Annotated in this window: 18 protein-coding genes; 11 read left to right on the forward strand and 7 right to left on the reverse strand. The window is 44.2% G+C overall.

Translation table 11 applies throughout. The features are described from left to right. Positions 1-38: 38 nt before the first annotated feature. Positions 39-1,718, reverse strand: coding sequence for an energy-dependent translational throttle protein EttA (ettA, locus tag PBT90_RS14330; RefSeq protein WP_270129772.1), 1,680 nt, complete (start codon positions 1,716-1,718; stop codon positions 39-41). A 132-nt stretch (positions 1,719-1,850) separates the two neighbouring features. Between ettA and PBT90_RS14335 the strand changes: the two genes are divergently transcribed. Beyond that, positions 1,851-3,098, forward strand: coding sequence for a DUF349 domain-containing protein (locus PBT90_RS14335; protein ID WP_264811275.1), 1,248 nt, complete (start codon positions 1,851-1,853; stop codon positions 3,096-3,098). Between the two features lie 77 nt (positions 3,099-3,175). Beyond that, entirely contained in the window at positions 3,176-3,397 is a 222-nt protein-coding gene (locus PBT90_RS14340; protein WP_024284896.1) for a DUF2795 domain-containing protein, read from the forward strand. Positions 3,398-3,586: 189 nt separating this feature from the next. Here the strand turns inward: PBT90_RS14340 and PBT90_RS14345 are convergent, their stop codons facing one another. The 5 genes from PBT90_RS14345 to queA form a co-directional block, all read right to left on the reverse strand. Next, positions 3,587-4,312: a LytR/AlgR family response regulator transcription factor gene (locus tag PBT90_RS14345; RefSeq protein ID WP_264811276.1), complete on the reverse strand. Its 726-nt coding sequence runs from the start codon at positions 4,310-4,312 to the stop codon at positions 3,587-3,589. Next, complete coding sequence (locus PBT90_RS14350) at positions 4,309-5,349, reverse strand: sensor histidine kinase (protein ID WP_270129773.1); 1,041 nt, start codon at positions 5,347-5,349, stop codon at positions 4,309-4,311. The genes PBT90_RS14345 and PBT90_RS14350 overlap by 4 nt, the downstream gene beginning before the upstream one ends. 30 nt (positions 5,350-5,379) lie before the next feature. Continuing rightward, positions 5,380-6,228 (reverse strand): cell wall-active antibiotics response protein, encoded by an 849-nt coding sequence (locus PBT90_RS14355; RefSeq protein WP_264811278.1) that lies wholly within the window; start codon positions 6,226-6,228, stop codon positions 5,380-5,382. 122 nt (positions 6,229-6,350) lie between these two features. Next, positions 6,351-7,043, reverse strand: coding sequence for a 2-C-methyl-D-erythritol 4-phosphate cytidylyltransferase (locus tag PBT90_RS14360; protein ID WP_264811279.1), 693 nt, complete (start codon positions 7,041-7,043; stop codon positions 6,351-6,353). Between the two features lie 105 nt (positions 7,044-7,148). Then, a complete protein-coding gene (queA, locus tag PBT90_RS14365) occupies positions 7,149-8,198 on the reverse strand; it encodes a tRNA preQ1(34) S-adenosylmethionine ribosyltransferase-isomerase QueA (protein WP_264811280.1) in 1,050 nt (349 codons plus the stop codon). Between the two features lie 116 nt (positions 8,199-8,314). On the opposite strand from queA, the gene PBT90_RS14370 reads away from it, so the two are divergent. Beyond that, on the forward strand, positions 8,315-9,562 hold the full coding sequence (locus PBT90_RS14370) for an ABC transporter permease (protein ID WP_264811281.1): 1,248 nt from the start codon (positions 8,315-8,317) through the stop codon (positions 9,560-9,562). A gap of 72 nt (positions 9,563-9,634) precedes the next feature. On the opposite strand, the gene recA is transcribed toward PBT90_RS14370, so the two are convergent. After that, positions 9,635-10,666, reverse strand: a complete 1,032-nt coding sequence (recA, locus tag PBT90_RS14375) for a recombinase RecA (RefSeq protein ID WP_264811282.1) — start codon at positions 10,664-10,666, stop codon at positions 9,635-9,637. 183 nt (positions 10,667-10,849) lie between these two features. Between recA and PBT90_RS14380 the strand changes: the two genes are divergently transcribed. The 8 genes from PBT90_RS14380 to tsf all read left to right on the forward strand — a co-directional run bounded on the left by PBT90_RS14380 (position 10,850) and on the right by tsf (position 17,215). Next, complete coding sequence (locus PBT90_RS14380) at positions 10,850-11,641, forward strand: DUF3108 domain-containing protein (RefSeq protein ID WP_264811283.1); 792 nt, start codon at positions 10,850-10,852, stop codon at positions 11,639-11,641. Between the two features lie 151 nt (positions 11,642-11,792). Next, positions 11,793-12,485: a response regulator transcription factor gene (locus PBT90_RS14385; RefSeq protein WP_264811284.1), complete on the forward strand. Its 693-nt coding sequence runs from the start codon at positions 11,793-11,795 to the stop codon at positions 12,483-12,485. Beyond that, the gene (locus PBT90_RS14390; protein ID WP_264811285.1) at positions 12,486-13,562 is read left to right on the forward strand and encodes a sensor histidine kinase; all 1,077 of its coding nucleotides are present in this window, start codon (positions 12,486-12,488) and stop codon (positions 13,560-13,562) included. It begins immediately after the preceding gene. A 78-nt stretch (positions 13,563-13,640) separates the two neighbouring features. Next, a complete protein-coding gene (locus PBT90_RS14395) occupies positions 13,641-14,351 on the forward strand; it encodes an RluA family pseudouridine synthase (protein ID WP_270129774.1) in 711 nt (236 codons plus the stop codon). A 180-nt stretch (positions 14,352-14,531) separates the two neighbouring features. After that, positions 14,532-14,975: a 50S ribosomal protein L13 gene (gene rplM, locus PBT90_RS14400; protein WP_264811287.1), complete on the forward strand. Its 444-nt coding sequence runs from the start codon at positions 14,532-14,534 to the stop codon at positions 14,973-14,975. Positions 14,976-14,986: 11 nt separating this feature from the next. Next, positions 14,987-15,373: a 30S ribosomal protein S9 gene (gene rpsI, locus PBT90_RS14405; protein ID WP_264811288.1), complete on the forward strand. Its 387-nt coding sequence runs from the start codon at positions 14,987-14,989 to the stop codon at positions 15,371-15,373. 38 nt (positions 15,374-15,411) lie between these two features. Further along, positions 15,412-16,173 carry a 30S ribosomal protein S2 gene (gene rpsB / locus PBT90_RS14410; RefSeq protein ID WP_264811289.1) on the forward strand — a complete coding sequence of 254 codons (762 nt, stop codon included), beginning with the start codon at positions 15,412-15,414 and terminating at the stop codon, positions 16,171-16,173. 211 nt (positions 16,174-16,384) lie between these two features. After that, positions 16,385-17,215, forward strand: a complete 831-nt coding sequence (gene tsf, locus PBT90_RS14415) for a translation elongation factor Ts (RefSeq protein ID WP_264811290.1) — start codon at positions 16,385-16,387, stop codon at positions 17,213-17,215. Positions 17,216-17,267: the final 52 nt, after the last annotated feature.

The following is a 17,267-nucleotide window of genomic DNA, read 5'->3' on the forward strand; positions in this document are numbered from 1 at the left end:
GAAACAATTTTCAGCTTTTTGAATTCAGCTTTCAGACTTTATTTCAAATTCTTATACCGAATCCTCCTCGGTTCCACATCGCCCAGACGCTTCTTCTTGTTCTCTTCATAGTCGGAGAAGTTACCCTCAAACCAAACCACCTGAGAATCCCCTTCAAAGGCCAGAATATGCGTACAGATTCTATCCAGGAACCATCTATCGTGGGAAATGACTACTGCGCATCCACCGAAGTTTTCCAAGGCTTCTTCCAGAGCACGCAGGGTGTTCACATCCAAATCATTGGTAGGCTCATCGAGAAGCAAGAGATTCCCGCCTTCTTTCAGCGTCAAGGCCAAGTGAACCCGGTTTCGCTCTCCACCGGAAAGTACGCCTACTTTCTTTTCTTGGTCAGCACCTCCAAAATTAAACTTGGATACATAGGCTCTGGCATTCACTTCCTTATTTCCCAGTTTCATCAGCTCATTTCCTTCAGATATGGTCTCGTAAACCGACTTATTGGGATCTAGTATATCATGTCCTTGATCCACGTAGGCTAGCTGCACCGTTTCACCCACTTCGAAATTCCCAGAGTCCGGTTTCTCTTGACCTGTTATCAGTTTGAAAAGAGTGGATTTACCTGCTCCGTTTGGTCCGATCACACCTACTATTCCGCCCTGTGGCAAAGCAAATGAAAGATCTTCGAACAGCAACTTGTCCCCGTAAGCTTTGGACACCCCATTCACTTCTATGACTTTGGCTCCCAACCTAGGTCCTGGTGGGATGAACAACTCCAGCTTGGCCTCCTTCTCCTTGGCTTCCTCTCCTACCAGCTTATCATAGGCACTCAGACGGGCTTTACCTTTCGCCTGTCTTGCCTTAGGTGTCATTCTGATCCATTCCAGTTCCCGCTCCAAGGTCTTCTGACGCTTGGACTCTGTCTTCTCTTCCTGCTTCAATCTATTCTGCTTCTGATCCAGCCAGGAAGAATAATTTCCTTTCCAGGGAATACCTTCGCCACGATCCAGCTCAAGAATCCAACCGGCTACATTATCCAAGAAATATCTATCGTGGGTCACCGCAATGACAGTTCCCTTATAATTCTGCAAGTGCTGCTCCAGCCAATGCACAGATTCCGCATCCAGGTGGTTGGTAGGTTCATCGAGAAGCAACACATCTGGCTCCTGCAGCAGGAGTCTACAAAGCGCTACCCTTCTTTTTTCACCACCGGACAGATTCTCGACTATGGCATCGCTAGGCGGCAGGCGCAGCGCGTCCATGGCCTTATCCAGCATCACATCCAGTTCCCATGCGTTGGCAGCATCCAGCTTCTCCTGTACTTCACCCTGGCGCTCTATGAGTTTGTTCATGGCATCAGGATCTTCCATAAGGGCAGGATCCATGAATTTCTCGTTGATTTCTTCAAACTCCTTGAGCAATCCTACTGTCTCTGACACAGCTTCTTCTACCACTTCCTTGACGGTTTTGCCGGGATCCAGCTTGGGCTCTTGCTCCAGCATACCCACGGAGTAGCCTGGCGACCAGACCACTTGGCCCTGGAATTCCTTATCCATACCGGCGATGATTTTCAAAAGAGAAGACTTTCCTGAACCGTTCAGACCTAGGACTCCGATTTTGGCACCATAAAAAAATGAGAGATAGATATCTTTGAGGACTTTTTTCTGCGGCGGATAAATTTTTGAAACTCCCGCCATGGAAAAGATGATTTTTTCTGAACTCATGCGTTATATTTTTACTTTAAAATTGCACTTAAGAATCAAAGATGGCAAAAAAACCGCTTTCTTAGGATAAGTGCTTTTGAATTAATTAATTTGCGGAAAATCACAAACCGCCAACTAACCTACTGTATAAGAATGGAACATCCGTATGGATACATCAAGGAAAACAAAGTCTATATAAAGGGTTTTTTGGGTCAGGAAGACAGAATAATCGGTGAAGTAAAAGAAGATGAGGCCTCTACCATTGCCTACTTTGAGGGCAGATTTGACCAGCTCAAGGAGAAAGTAGAGAAACTCAAGCAAGACATCGCTGAGAACCAAAACAAGGGTTCTTTCTTAATGAAACTCATTCACCTACGTGAATCCCTTATGCAAGCTGATGCACTGGGAGACTTCGTTAAATTGATTGAAGACCTTTCCGCTCAGGAAGAGTACCTCAATGAGATTATCCAGTCCAACCGAACCAAGAACCTTGAGATCAAGAGGGCTTTGATTCAGGAAGCTGAAACCAAGAAAGACGACACCGACTGGAAAGAAACCACAGAATTTTACAAAGAGCTCAAGCTCCGATGGATCAAAACCGGGCCGGTGGACAAAGAGCATCAGGAGGAAATCGAAACCACCTTCAACGACATAGTCCAGCACTTCTTCGAAAACAGAAGACATTTCTTCGAGGGACTGGCGCTACAGGCCGAAGAAAACATCAAGGTGTATGAGGCTCTGGTGGTGCAGGCGAGGGAAGCGCATGACTTCCCAGATGCCAAAACCGCTTTTGAAATCAGCAAGAAAATCCAAAAAGAATGGAAATCCGCCGGGAAAGTGCCAGCTGAAAAGCGTCAACCGCTTTGGGATGAATTTTCCAGGCTGAACAATAGGATCTTCTCCAGGTACAAAAGAACCCTGCAGTCTGCCCCGCAGATGAACCCCCGTGAACTCATGCGTAGAGTGGAGGCATTGACAGAGGAAATCAAAGGACTGGCCGGTAAGCCAAGCAGCTATGAACTGATCGGCCGGGCCAAAGAAATACAAGGTGAGTGGAGAAAACTACCCGCTAGAAAGCCTCGCGAGGCAAATCTGCTGGCCAGATCATTTCAGTTTTTCTCCGACATCGTATTTGAGAAAGCATTTCTGGAAAAACTGGTTCATGGAAAATATCCTGATTTTGATGAAAAACCCGAATCGGAACAAATTCAGATCAAAACTGCTTTACTCAAAGACTTATTGAAAAGAGATCAAGCGGAACTGGAATCTGCTCAGGAAAATGCTGAGAATTTCCGTGTGAAATCCAATGACTTTGACATGATGATGAAGAAAAAATTATTCGGCATCAAAAGAAAAGTTGATGTAAAAAATTACATTTTAAAACAACTTTCTTTTAAATAATCAGTAGATCAGTTATTATTTAAAAAAAAGAATAATTTTGCAACCCTTAATCTCCGGAACTACTTAAAATAAACACTATGTACTGGACACTTGAATTAGCTTCCTATTTAGAGGATGCCCCATGGCCAGCCACCAAGGATGAATTAATCGATTATGCCATCCGATCAGGCGCCCCCATGGAAGTAGTAGAAAACTTACAAGAATTAGAAGACGATGGAGAACCTTATGAGACCATCGAAGAGATTTGGCCGGATTATCCTACCAAAGACGACTTCTTCTTCAACGAAGACGAATATTAATTACCAAAAGCCCTGAGTGATCGGGGCTTTTATCTTTAAATGCCGTTTGGTTCAAGTCACCCCAAGTACTGCATTCTTCAGACTGCCTTTCATTTTGGCAGCTTTAATTAAAGATGCAGTCAGAAGACTACAGCTATAAAGGCACAAGCCTGAAGAATTGCGCCATTCATTGGGACTGAGAACTGAAAACTACAAGCCCAGCACCTGTCTCAACCTCCCATAGCCAGTCTTGCTCACAGGCACTTTCTCTCCTCCACGAAGCAAAACCAGGTGATTATCCCGCTCATAAGGCTCAATTTTGCTTACTTCATTCAGATTCACCAAAAAGGATCTATGAACCCTCACAAACTTACTTGGGTCCAGCGCCTCCTCCAGAGACTTCATGGTCATTTTCTTCAGGTATTTTCCTGATGGGCAATGGATCGCTATGTAATCGTCTTCCGCTTCAAAGAATGAGACCTCCCGGGTAGGAATTATCTTGATTTCATTTTTCACTCTTACCACCAATCTATTGCTCTTTTCTGCCATATTCCCAAGTTCCCCAGCAGGCAGTCTCTCCTCAGATCTGGTCTGAAGGTATTTTTCTATGGCCTTGGCAAAACGAGCTGTAGAAAAGGGCTTCAACAAGTAATCTACAGCCATGGCATCAAAAGCCTTCAGGGCATACTGGTCAAAAGCCGTGGTAAAAATCACTGCCGGTGGCTCTTCTAGCAGCTCCAGCATCTCAAACCCGGTGATTTTGGGCATTTGCACATCCAGAAAAATTAAATCAGGCTGATGAGCCTGAATTGCTTTTAAGCCCTGAAAACCATCCTGGCATACTGCGAGGATTTCAAACTGCGGGTAAGGTTCGAGATACTCCCGCAAAACACTGGAAGCCAAGGGCTCATCATCTATGAGTATGGTTTTAATCATTTTGGTTGGGGAATTTTTAAAACTACAGTAAAAAGGGAGCCTTCACGTTCGCTTAGGAGCAGATCCTTCCTCCCAAAAAGTAAAAACAGTCTTCGCTCCACTGAACTCAAGCCAAAACCTGCACCCTGAGGAGTATTTGCATCCGGATCAAAAGGGTTCTCGATTTTCACGAGCAGATAATTCTGATTCTTCACCGCTTCCAATCTGATTTTTACATCTTCGGTGATTCCATAAAGGCCATGCTTGATCGCATTTTCAAGTAAGGGCTGAATCAGCAACTGGGGGACCTTAAGCATTTTAGCATCCTCTTCTATAGAGAAATCCACTTGCAGCCGGTGCCCAAACCTTACTCTTTCTATGTCCAGATACATTCTCAAGTAAGTCAGCTCTTCTTCCAAAGCTATCCACTTTTGATGGTCTTTTCGAATAGTTCCGCGCAGAAAATCAGAGAGTTGCAAAACCATCTCTCTGGCTTTTTGGGGCTGGGACACCACCAATGCATTAATGGAATTCAAACTATTAAATAGAAAATGCGGCTGGAGCTGCTGCCTCAGATGGGAAAGCTCTGCCTCCTTTGCCAGTTCGTTCATCATTACTTCCCTGTTTTTCGCTTCCTTTTGCTCTTCCAGTTTGGAGACTGCCAAAGCCAACAAAGCCACCAGGACCTCTGCCATGCCCAGGATAGCCCAGCGAAGCAGGAAGACATCTCTGAGAAAAACAGCATACATTTCATCCTGATCAAAGATCCACTTCAACAGCTGAAAATGTAGGTAAAGTGCCAGAAAACTATACAGCAAGGGAAAGATCAGTAGCATGCTGTTATTCCTGCCTGTGGGCACATAAAAATCAAAGGTTCTTTCTATGATACTCACCCCAAAGACAAATAGGAGAGCAAAAACCAGCGCATCTACCAGAGCAGTAGCTTGGTTTATCCCATAGTAGCTGAGCAAACCAAAGGTAGCAAGGAACCAGATTACTCCGGCTCCTTGAATGATCCAGTTACCTTTGGCGGGATTTGAAAATGCTTTTGAAAACAAACCTATGCGTATTTAGATGGAGGAAGTTCGTCAATATGACTTAATTTCCAAGCCTCCAAAGAAGACCGTTCCTTTGATCACCATCACCTTATCAGAATCCACTTCAGTCTGTCGGTAAACTCTTTTGTCCTCTACCCCTGCCGCTATGTTGGTGACCTCTACTCGCACATCCCAATGAGGAGGCACCACTAATTTTATCCCTCCGAAAATCACATCCACCTGTAAGGTAACCATACCCGTGAAATCCGTCTGCGTCAGGTCAAGGTCTATTCCTCCAAAAGCTGCGGTCAGTTTCCCTCCTTGGAAGTTTTTCGTCAGCATTCTCTTATTGATACCACTCATGATGGAGTCAATAGATACACTGTCAGAAAAACTGGTTCCTGACACTCCGGACATTCCTGAATAGGATTTATTCTGACCCGATTGATTATAAGTGGCTCCGACACTTTCATTGTCCTCTGAAGAAGAACTGGAGGCATAAGAGGAACCGGAGGAGGCCCCTACTTTAGACTTGGACCTGATTTGATCTTGGATATCGTTCATAACTTGTTGCTCCTTTCGCTTCTGGGTAATCAGGTAAATACCCAGACCAATCAGAGCTATAGGAAAAATAAATCGTTGAATTCCGAAGTCCAGTCCAAATTCCCGCTCTAGCAGAAAATACGCACCCAGAGAAAGCATCACCACACCGAAAAAGCTCTTGAACTCATGCTTTACTAAAGTGATCACTCCTATCGCGATCAAAATCATAGGCCAGGAAAGCAACCAGTCAGGATAAAAAACATCTAGCTTTTTAAGCAAGATCAGCACTCCTACGGCTAGTATAATAAACCCGAAGATTATTCCTCCATCGTTGTTAGGTCTTACGTTTCGTTTCATTTCTTTGTGAGTTTAAGTAATGACCGAAAGTAAGAAGAGGAGCACTGTCACAAAACATTCAAAAGGTGAGCCTACCCCAAAAGTCGGTAAACGCCCCGAAAAAGTCGGTGAAAATGTAAGCTTTACGCTTTTTGCTTTCTGGAAATCAGAAACTCCGCATACTCCAAGTCTTCCGGAGTGGTGATTTTGATGTTTTCTGGATTTCCTGAAATTAAGGTAACCTGCCAGCCCTGATTTTCAAATACAGTGGCATCGTCGGTAAACTGCTGGAGTTCGGTGACTTCAAAGGCTTTTTGGATCTTGCCCACCTGAAAAGTCTGCGGGGTCTGCACCAGTCTAAAGTACTGACGCTCCTCAAAAAAGGATTTTCCGGTATCTGTAAGCTTACGTATAGAATCTTTCAAGGCTACTACCGCCACTGCACTACCGTGCCTCTCCGCTACCTCATAGCTCTCTTGTATCACATCCTGAGCCACAAAAGGCCTGACTCCATCGTGAATTGCGACTAATTCAGTACCACTATGCAAAGCTTTAAGACCATTTCTCACAGATTGAAACCTGGAGTTTCCTCCAGCCACTAGCCTATGCGGCACTGTAAACTTATAGTCCTCACAGAGTTCATTCCAATAAGTGAAATCACTTTCCGGTAAAACCAAAATCAGATCTATGCCGGGATCCAAAGTATAAAAAACAGTAAGGGTACGCATCAATACAGGTTGTCCGGCAATGGGTAAATACTGCTTCGAGATGGGGCTACCCATACGGGCACCTCGACCTCCCGCAACAAGGATAGCGGCTTTTGTAGTCATTTGCATTTCGGGGCAAAAGTAGAAATTCTAACTTCTATTGGTTTTATGCCAAAGTTATATCTGTATGAATAAAAAAAGCTCCCTGAGGAGCTTTTTTGATCGTCTTTGCTTTTAAAGAATCAACATCGCGTCTCCGTAGGAGAAGAATCTATATTTTTCTTTTATCGCTTCTTTATAGGCTTTCATTACCAGGTCATACCCCCCAAATGCAGCTGCAGTCATCAGCAAAGTAGACTCTGGAAGGTGGAAATTGGTAATCAATGCATTGGCAATTTTAAATTCATAAGGAGGAATAATAAACTTATCAGTCCATCCACTGGATTCTTTCAACCTTCCATTGGCAGTCACTGAGGACTCTACCGTCTTCAAAGTGGTAGTCCCTACGGAGACCACTCTTTTCTTTTCGTCCAAAGACTTATTAACCAATTTCACAGTCTCGGAAGGAATGCTGTAATTTTCAGAGTCCATTTTATGCTTGGTCAGATCTTCCACGTCTACCTGACGGAAAGTCCCTAGCCCAACATGCAGGGTGATAGGAGTCACCTCTACGCCTTGAAGCTCCAGCCTTTTCAGCAGGTGCGGGGTAAAGTGCAGCCCTGCCGTAGGTGCTGCTACAGCTCCTACATTTTTGGCAAAAACGGTCTGGTATCTCTCTCTATCTTCAGCTTCTACTTTTCGCTCGATGAATTCCTTCAGCAGGGGAGTTTCACCCAAAGTATCTATAGTCTTATGGAACTCCTCCTCTGTGCCATCAAACAAGAATCTGATCGTTCTACCCCTGGAGGTAGTATTATCGATGACCTCAGCCACCAGATCCGAATCCCCAAAGTAGAGCTTGTTGCCTACTCGGATTTTACGGGCCGGATCCACCAAGACATCCCATAGCTTCAGCTCAGGGTTCAGCTCTCTAAGCAAGAACACTTCGATTTCTGCACCGGTTTTTTCCTTGTTACCATACAGTCTAGCTGGAAACACCTTGGTGTCATTGGTTACAAATACATCACCCTCTCCGAAGTATTCGGTGATATCTTTGAAAACCCGATGTTCGATTTTCCCTGTATCCCGATGGACGACCATCAGTCTGGATTCATCCCTATTATGAGAGGGATAAAGTGAAATGAGTTTTTTAGGAACGTCAAATTTGAAATCTGATAATTTCATAGAGAAGCTTTAGATGTATTGAGTGATTTAGAATAACTCTAAAAAATGCAAAGATAATAACAATAACTGCTAAAATCAGCTAACTTGACAAATTGTTTTAACCAACTATTCAAAGTATGCTTTTTTTCAAGCTATCCTGGGAAAGTTTTCGCTTCGCAATTTCCGCGCTGAAGACCAATCTGACACGGACGATTTTGTCCCTGCTGGGCGTCACAGTGGGGATTTTTGCTATTATCGCAGTGTTTACCCTCGTGGATTCGCTGGAAAATAATATCAAATCTTCCTTTTCTTTCCTCGGAACCAATGTGATGCGGGTTGATCGCTTTCCTTTTGCCAGTGGGCCGCAGGATTACCCTTGGTGGAAATACTTCCGCAGACCGCCCGGCACAATAGCTGAATACGAGTTTTTGAAAGAAAGGCTGACATCTGCAGAGGCTATCACCATCTCCGCTTCCTCAAACACCACCGTAAAAGCAGGCAGCAATGCCTACCAGGGCATGGCACTCACCGGAGTGGCCTACACTTATCCTGATGTGTATGACATTCCCCTGGAAGAGGGCCGGTTTTTTACCGAGTCCGAAATCAACGCCTCCAGAAACCTGGCCATCATAGGGAGAATAATCGCAAACACCCTTTATCCGAATCAGGAAATCATCGGAAAACAGATCAAAATCCGCGGGATGAAGTTTACCGTAATCGGCGTATTTGAAGAGGAGGGGGAAGGACTATTTGATGCTCCATCTAAGGACGAAGCATGCATTATCCCTTATGGAGCATTTACCAAAATGTACTACACAGGTAGAAACGGACTGGAGCCGACCATCGCAGCCAAGGGAATGGAAGAAGATATTGGGCTAGTCTCCTTAGAAAATGAAATGACCGGGCTGCTACGAGCTAAGCGTGGTTTGCGCCCCACTGAAGAAGACAATTTTGCACTGAACAAGACGGAGTTTATCCAAAATGCCATAGGATCTATCTTTGATGTGATCTCCATAGCGGGATGGGTAATCGGTGGATTCTCCATTCTTGTCGGCGGCTTTGGCATAGCCAATATCATGTTTGTATCTGTCAGAGAACGGACTAATATCATCGGGATTCAAAAATCTCTTGGAGCCAAGAATTTCTTCATCTTATTCCAATTTCTTTTTGAATCGGTTTGCCTCAGTCTCATTGGAGGAATCACGGGGATTTTCATTGTATTCTTGCTCAGCTTTATACAGCTCGGCAGTTTGGAAATCGTGCTTTCTTTCAAAAACATCATGCTGGGCCTAGGCGTATCCACCATTATTGGAGTGGTATCAGGGATAGTTCCTGCTACACTCGCTGCCCGAATGGACCCTGTGGAAGCCATCCGTACAAACTAATCACCTGAACACAAAAAAGAGGCTGTCACTTACTAGCAACAGCCTCTTTTTTTTGATCAATGGCAGCAGAAATTATTCTTCTCCGGCCTCTGCCTCCTTGCTAGGAGCAGTCAAGCCAGATGCCGCTTTTATTTTTTGCTCTAATTCCTCCATCAATTCCGGATTATCCAAAAGGATAGTTTTTACAGACTCCCTTCCCTGTCCTAGTTTCTCGCCATTATAAGAGAACCAAGAACCTGCTTTTTTCACTATATCCAATTCCACACCGAGATCGATCACTTCCCCTACTTTGGAAATCCCTTGCCCGTACATGATGTCAAACTCCACTACTTTAAATGGAGGAGCCACTTTGTTTTTGACCACCTTCACTTTGGTTCTATTGCCCAAAATACTATCAGCGCTTTCTTTGATCTGCCCGATTCTACGGATATCCAGCCTTACTGAGGCGTAAAATTTCAAGGCATTACCTCCGGTGGTGGTTTCTGGATTACCGAACATTACGCCGATTTTTTCTCTCAACTGATTGATAAAAATACAGGCACAACCGGTTTTGTTGATCGCTCCGGTCAGCTTACGCAAAGCCTGAGACATCAATCTAGCCTGAAGTCCCATCTTGCTGTCACCCATATCCCCCTCCAGTTCTCCTTTGGGTACCAATGCAGCCACGGAGTCAATCACGATGATGTCTATGGCGCCTGATCTGATCAGGTGCTCGGCGATCTCCAGGGCTTGCTCCCCATTGTCTGGCTGTGAAATCAGCAGGTTTTCAGTATCAATCCCCAGTTTCTCCGCATAAGTTTTGTCAAACGCATGCTCAGCATCAATAAATGCTGCCAGACCACCGGCCTTTTGAGCCTCAGCGATGCAGTGCATGGTCAGGGTGGTTTTACCCGATGATTCAGGCCCATACACCTCCACTACTCTTCCTCTTGGGATTCCCCCCACACCTAGTGCAATATCCAACCCCAGCGAACCGGTAGAAATTGCCGGCACATCCTGTACCTTATTATCGCTCAACTTCATCACGGTTCCTTTACCGTATGATTTCTCCAACTTGTCAATGGTCAGTTGAAGCGCTTTTAATTTTTCAGCGTTATTGCTCATGCTCTTCTTATATTAGGATCTATGATATATATGAATGTAAAATAAACAGGCCAGTATAACCAACATGACCAGATGTTCTTGTTTTGGATAGGCAAATTCGTAATTTTAATCGCCTTTCGGCACGTTTTTTCGTAATACCTTATACAAACAAGTAAAAATCGTCAGGTATTGTCGTATAAATTTATGAAACGAATCCTCGGATCACTACTTCCTTTGATTTTTTTAGGTCTTTCCCGGCTTTCTGCTCAGCAACCTGAAATCCCAGCACCCTACACCTTTGGTGAGGAGCTCAACTTTGAGGTGTCCTATGGCTGGCTCAATCTGGCTGACGCCAAAATGCTGGTGTCCCGTGAGACTTTGGAAAACAATGACAAACCCCATTACAAGATTGATGTATTTGGAAAAACCAAAGGCGCTGCCACCATATTTGGAAAGGTAAATGACAACTGGGGAACCTACGTGGACATGGACACTAAGCTCCCTACCCTTGCCTACAGGCACATTGAGGAAGGAAAGTACCGCAAGCATGAGTTGGTTTACTTTGACCAGAACCAGCAGACCGCCACCATGGAGCTCTACGATAGGGATAACAAAAGACTGAAGGAGACCAAGGAGTTTGACCTACCCGGTCAAGTACAGGATCTGGTCAGTGGATTTTACTTTTTACGTACACAAGACCTGAGAAACCTGAACGAAGGAGAAAGTGTAGCTATCAGAGGATTTTTTGACAAAGAGATATATAACATAAAGTTAATCTACGAGGGCACGGAGAAAATAGAAACCAATCTCGGAGTCAAAGAAACTTACATTTTCTCCCCACAGTTACCAAAGAATAAACTCTTCCGGGGCGAATACCCGGTCAAAGTCTGGGTTACCAAAGATGAAAACAAAATTCCGGTGAAAATCCAGGCCAAACTATTCATAGGCTCACTGGATCTGGACATAGTCTCTGCCAAGGGTCTGAAAAACTACTAATTAACATTCCCGTAACCTGAAATTAACATTGTATTGACATTCAGCACGACATTGCCTACTTTTTAAGGAAGATGGCCTGCAAGGCAAATTATTATTTGGTTTCAGTCTTTAAATATTCCTTAATTTTGATCCAACCATTAAGAAAAGCCTGATGAGCGAAAAGCAAAAAATCAAAGTTCTAGTAGTAGACGACGAACCGGATATTGTTGAAATTCTAAAGTACAACCTAGAAAAGGAAGGATATGAGGTAGCCACTGCAGAAGATGGCATGAAAGGCGTCAAGACCGCCGGAAAGTTTCTTCCAGATGTCATACTGTTGGACATCATGATGCCTCATCAAGATGGCGTGGAAACCTGCCTTCAGCTCCGTCAAATCCCAGAGCTCAAAAACACCTTCATTATCTTCCTTACTGCAAGGATGGAAGAATACTCCGAAGTGGCTGCTTTTGATGTGGGAGCGGATGACTACATCACCAAGCCGATCAAGCCCCGGGCACTGATGAGCCGCATCGCTGCACTTTTCCGCAGGGAATCAAAAAAGGAGCAAGAGCAGTCTAAGATCAGTATCCGTGATCTGGTCATAGACCGCAGTAGCTACACCATAGACAAAGCCGGCAAGACCATCACCCTTCCAAAGAAGGAGTTTGAACTGTTGTATTTCCTGGCCAAAAACCCTAATATCGTTTTCAGTAGAGATGAACTTCTCCAAAACATCTGGGGAGCAGATGTTTTTGTATTGGCTCGTACAGTGGATGTTCACATCCGTAAGGTGCGGGAAAAAATAGGGGAAGATTACATTACTACCGTGAAAGGTGTAGGTTATAAGTTCGAATTGGGCCAGTAAATGTTTACCACTTCCAGAGGGATTTCTTTGATTTTGTCCGTTGCCATATCAGCATTGGTATTGGCATTTTTGTCCCTGATGGAGCAGGCAAATCTACTGATACTTCTGGTAGCCTGGGGCGTTTCCTTCTCAGCAGCATACCTATTGATTTCTTTTACGCTGGAGTATCTTGTCTTTAAGGAAATAGGAGAAATCTATACCTTGCTGGAAAAAATCCAGCGCAAAGATCTCTCGGAAATCAAGGACAAAGGGAGAAAGGGCTCGCTTTCACCGCTTCGCAAAATCAACAAGGTCATCAACTCCTATGCAATAGCGAGGCAAAAGGAAATCGACACCCTCCAGAAGAACGCGGAGTTTCGTCGCGAATTCATCGCAGACATATCCCACGAATTGAAAACGCCCATCTTTGCTACCCAAGGGTACATTCACACCTTATTGGACGGAGCCATTGACGACAAGCAGGTAAGGATGAGGTTTCTGAAGCGGGCCGCAAAAAGTCTGGATTCCCTGGATATTTTGGTACAGGATCTCCTCACCTTAAACCAGATGGAAAGTGGGGTGATCCGGTTTTCATTTTCTGAATTCAACCTGAAGGAGCTTATAGACGAGGTCATAGAGGAGCTGGAGCATAAAGCTTCCAAGCGTGACATGCACATCAAGTTTGATTTTGAAGCAGACAAAAGCTACTGGACCAATGGGGACAGGCAAAAAATCTACCGGGTATGTCAAAACCTGATCTTCAATGCCATGAAATACAACCACAATGGCGGAGAAGTGACCATCACCATGTCCACGCATAAAAACAGCATCCAGGTGGATGTCAAAGACAATGGGCACGGAATCCCACCAGAGGATCTGAAGCGCATATTTGAGCGTTTTTACAGAGTGGAGAAAAGCCGAAACAAAAAAGAAGGCGGCACAGGACTGGGACTAGCCATTGTGAAACATATCCTGGAAGGACATAAAAGCAAGATTTCTGTAAGTTCTACCGTGGGCAAAGGCTCAATTTTCAGTTTTTCATTGCCAATGGTAAAAAGAGACCCCTCTGAAGAGAAGCTTAAAGTGGTGAGTTCCTGAGAATATACCAGCCAACAATTTTTTATCAACGCTTTTTCCCCTACTTTTGCAGCCTCAATTGAAGAGGCAGGAGAATCCATGAAGAAAGTAGATTTTGAAGATCTTATTCTGTTTGAAAACGAGGATTACCTGGTAATCAATAAACCGCCGTATCTATCAAGCTTAGACGATAGGCACGAAGCGCAGAACATCCTGGACCTGGCCAAGGCACACACCCCCGATGCCCAACTGTGCCATAGATTGGACAAGGAAACCTCAGGATGTCTAGTGATTGCCAAGAATCCAGTGGCCTACAGGCATTTGGCCATGCAGTTTGAAAACAGAAAAGTAACCAAGGTCTACCATGCAGTGGTAGAAGGGATCAGGGAATACAGCCAAGAGCTGGTAGACCGTAATCTCGCTTCCACCAACAAAGGAATCGCCAAGGTCAGCAAGGACGGAAAGCCCGCCCAAACGGTATTCAATACCGTGAAGACGTACCGTGCACATACCCTGGTCGAGTGCAAGCCCATTACGGGCAGACTGCACCAGATCAGAGTGCATTTAGCATGGCTCAAGGCTCCCATTTGCGGTGACACCTTATATGGAGGCAAGCCTTTGTACCTTTCTTCTATCAAGCGCCGCTTCAATTTAAAAAAAGAGACAGAAGAATTACCCATCATGCAGCGGGTTTCCCTGCATGCGTTTTCTATTGGATTTGAAGGTGTGGACGGCAAGCAGCTCATGGTAAATGCGCCCTATCCCAAGGATTTCAAGGTTTTGGTGAATCAACTCGAAAAAACCGCCTAGGAATCCAGCTGAAAATCAGGTAGAAAAACACCTTGAAAAAGGGGAGGTAAAAAGCTAAGCCAGTGAAAATTAGGACTTAGTATTGGATTTATTTTGCATGAAAAAAATAATACTCCTATCTTTGTGTCCCTTTTTGAGGGTGAAATAAATTTAACAAGCTAAAAATTAAACAGTTACACAGTGGATACTTTGAGCTATAAGACCGTATCGGCCAATTCCGCGACTGCAGACAAGCAATGGGTGGTAGTGGATGCCCAAGCAGCAGTTTTAGGTAGATTGGCTAGTGAGGTAGCGAAAATCTTGAGAGGTAAGACGAAGCCAAGCTTCACACCTCATGCTGATTGTGGTGACAACGTCATCGTGATCAATGCAGACAAAATCAGACTGACTGGTGACAAGTGGGACTCCAAAGTTTATGTGAGACACACTGGCTATCCGGGAGGACAGCGTATTTCTACTCCGAGACTATTGAAGGACAAATCTTCAGCGATCTTGGTAGAAAAAGCCGTAAGAGGCATGCTGCCAAAAAACAGACTGGGAAGAAAATTATATGGCAACCTGTATGTATATGAAGGAGCAGAGCATCCTCATGCAGCACAGCAGCCTAAAACCATCAATCTTTAATCGTCTATTGTATGGAAATGATCAACAAAATCGGTAGAAGAAAAACCTCTGTAGCCAGAATTTACATGGCTCCGGGAAAAGGTGAAATCACCGTAAACAACAGATCCTTGGAAGTTTACTTCCCTTTCGATCTACACCAGATCGTCGTAAAGCAGCCATTGAACCTAGTAGGTGTGGATGGTAGCTACGATATCCAGATCAATGTAGACGGTGGAGGAATCAAAGGACAGGCAGAAGCTGCCCGTATGGCTATCTCCAGAGCTTTGTGCGAATTTGACGAAGAGCACAGAGGTCCATTGAAAAAAGAAGGCTTCCTTACCCGTGACCCTAGAATGGTAGAACGTAAGAAGCCAGGACGTAGAAAAGCAAGAAGAAGATTCCAGTTCTCTAAACGTTAATCTGGAGACTCTTCCTTATATAGAAAAACACATTTATAATGGCCAAATTAGAATATAAAGACTTACTAGATGCTGGTGTTCACTTCGGACACTTGACGAGAAAGTGGGATCCGAGAATGGCTCCATACATTTTCATGGAGAAAAACGGTATCCACATTATCGATCTAAACAAAACGCTTGCTAGCCTCGACGAAGCATCTAATGCTATCAAGCAAATCGTACGCTCCGGCAAGAAGGTGATGTTCGTCGCCACTAAAAAGCAAGCCAAAGACCTTGTAGCTACGGAAGCGAAAAGACTGAACATGCCTTACGTAACCGAAAGATGGTTAGGTGGGATGTTGACTAACTTCGCTACTATCCGTAAGTCCCTGAAGAAAATGTCCGGTCTGGACAAGTTGATGAAGGAAGACGCTTACAAGAACCTTGCGAAAAAAGAGAGATTGATGGTTTCCCGTCAGAAAGACAAAATGGAATCTGTACTGGGCGGTATCGCTGACCTGAGCAGACTTCCTGCAGCGCTTTTCATCGTGGACATCAAAAGAGAACACATCGCAATTGCTGAAGCACAAAAGCTTGGTATCCCTGTTTTCGCATTGGTAGATACAAACTCCAACCCTAACGAGGTGGAATTCCCTATCCCAGCCAATGACGATGCTTTCAAGTCCGTTTCTTTACTAGTTAAAGCGTTCGGCGCAGCAATCGAAGAAGGTCTTTCAGAGCGCAAGAAAGACAAAGAAGAAGCTAAACTTTCTGAAGAGGAAGAAGCTAAGAAAGCTGTGGACGCTGAAACAAAAGAATAATCCACAACTTGATTTGAAATAAATTAAAAATTGAACATCAGGTTTCGGCCTATGTTCAATTTTTTTGTTTTAACTGCATTTGTCCTTTGAGGTTTCTCAATGGAATCAAATGCTCCCCATTACCTAAAAGAAAACCTCGAAGGTCTAGCCCAAGACCCAGAAGTTTTTTCAAAACAAAACATAATCCGTTTAATTTTAAACTGACAATACAATGGCAATCACTGCACAAGAAGTAAACAAACTGAGACAAATGACCGGTGCCGGTATGATGGACTGTAAAAAAGCCCTTACCGAAGCTGAAGGCGATTTCGAAAAAGCTGTAGACATCCTCAGAAAAAAAGGTCAAAAAGTATCTGCTTCCAGAGCTGACCGTGAGACCAAAGAAGGTGTAGCTGTGACTAAAGTAACTGAAAATGGAGCTAAAGGCACATTGCTTACTTTGACTTGTGAAACTGACTTCGTAGCTAAAAACGAAGAGTTTGGAACTTTTGCAAACACCCTGCTTGACCTTGCAGTAGAAAATAACGCTTCATCTATCGAAGAAATCCTTGCTCTTCCTTTTGATGATATCACCGTAGCAGAAAAAATCACTGAAATGACCGGTAAAATCGGTGAGAAAATCGACATCTCTCATTACGAAGTGATCACTGCAGACACTGTAGTCCCTTACATCCACTCCAACGGAAAACTGGGTGTATTGGTAGGTTTGACTAACACCAACGGAACAGACGTAGACGAAGCCGGAAAAGACGTAGCTATGCAGATCGCAGCTATGAACCCAGTAGCACTGGACAAAGACGGTGTAGACGCTTCTGTAGTAGAAAGAGAAATCCAAGTAGGTAAAGAGCAAGCAAGAGCTGAAGGTAAGCCGGAAGAAATGCTTGAAAAAATCGCTACCGGTAAACTGAACAAATTCTACAAAGAGAATACTTTGCTTAGCCAGACTTTCGTAAAAGACAGCAGCAAATCTATCTCTCAGTACCTGGATAGCGTAAGCAAAGGCTTGACAGTTTCTGCTTTCAAAAGAGTTTCTATAGGTTAATCCTTAAGGAATCCAAATACTATTAAAAACCCCTTCAAATTCATTTTGAAGG

The organism is Algoriphagus sp. TR-M9 (genome assembly GCF_027594545.1).
In the GTDB taxonomy this organism is placed as follows: domain Bacteria; phylum Bacteroidota; class Bacteroidia; order Cytophagales; family Cyclobacteriaceae; genus Algoriphagus; species Algoriphagus halophytocola.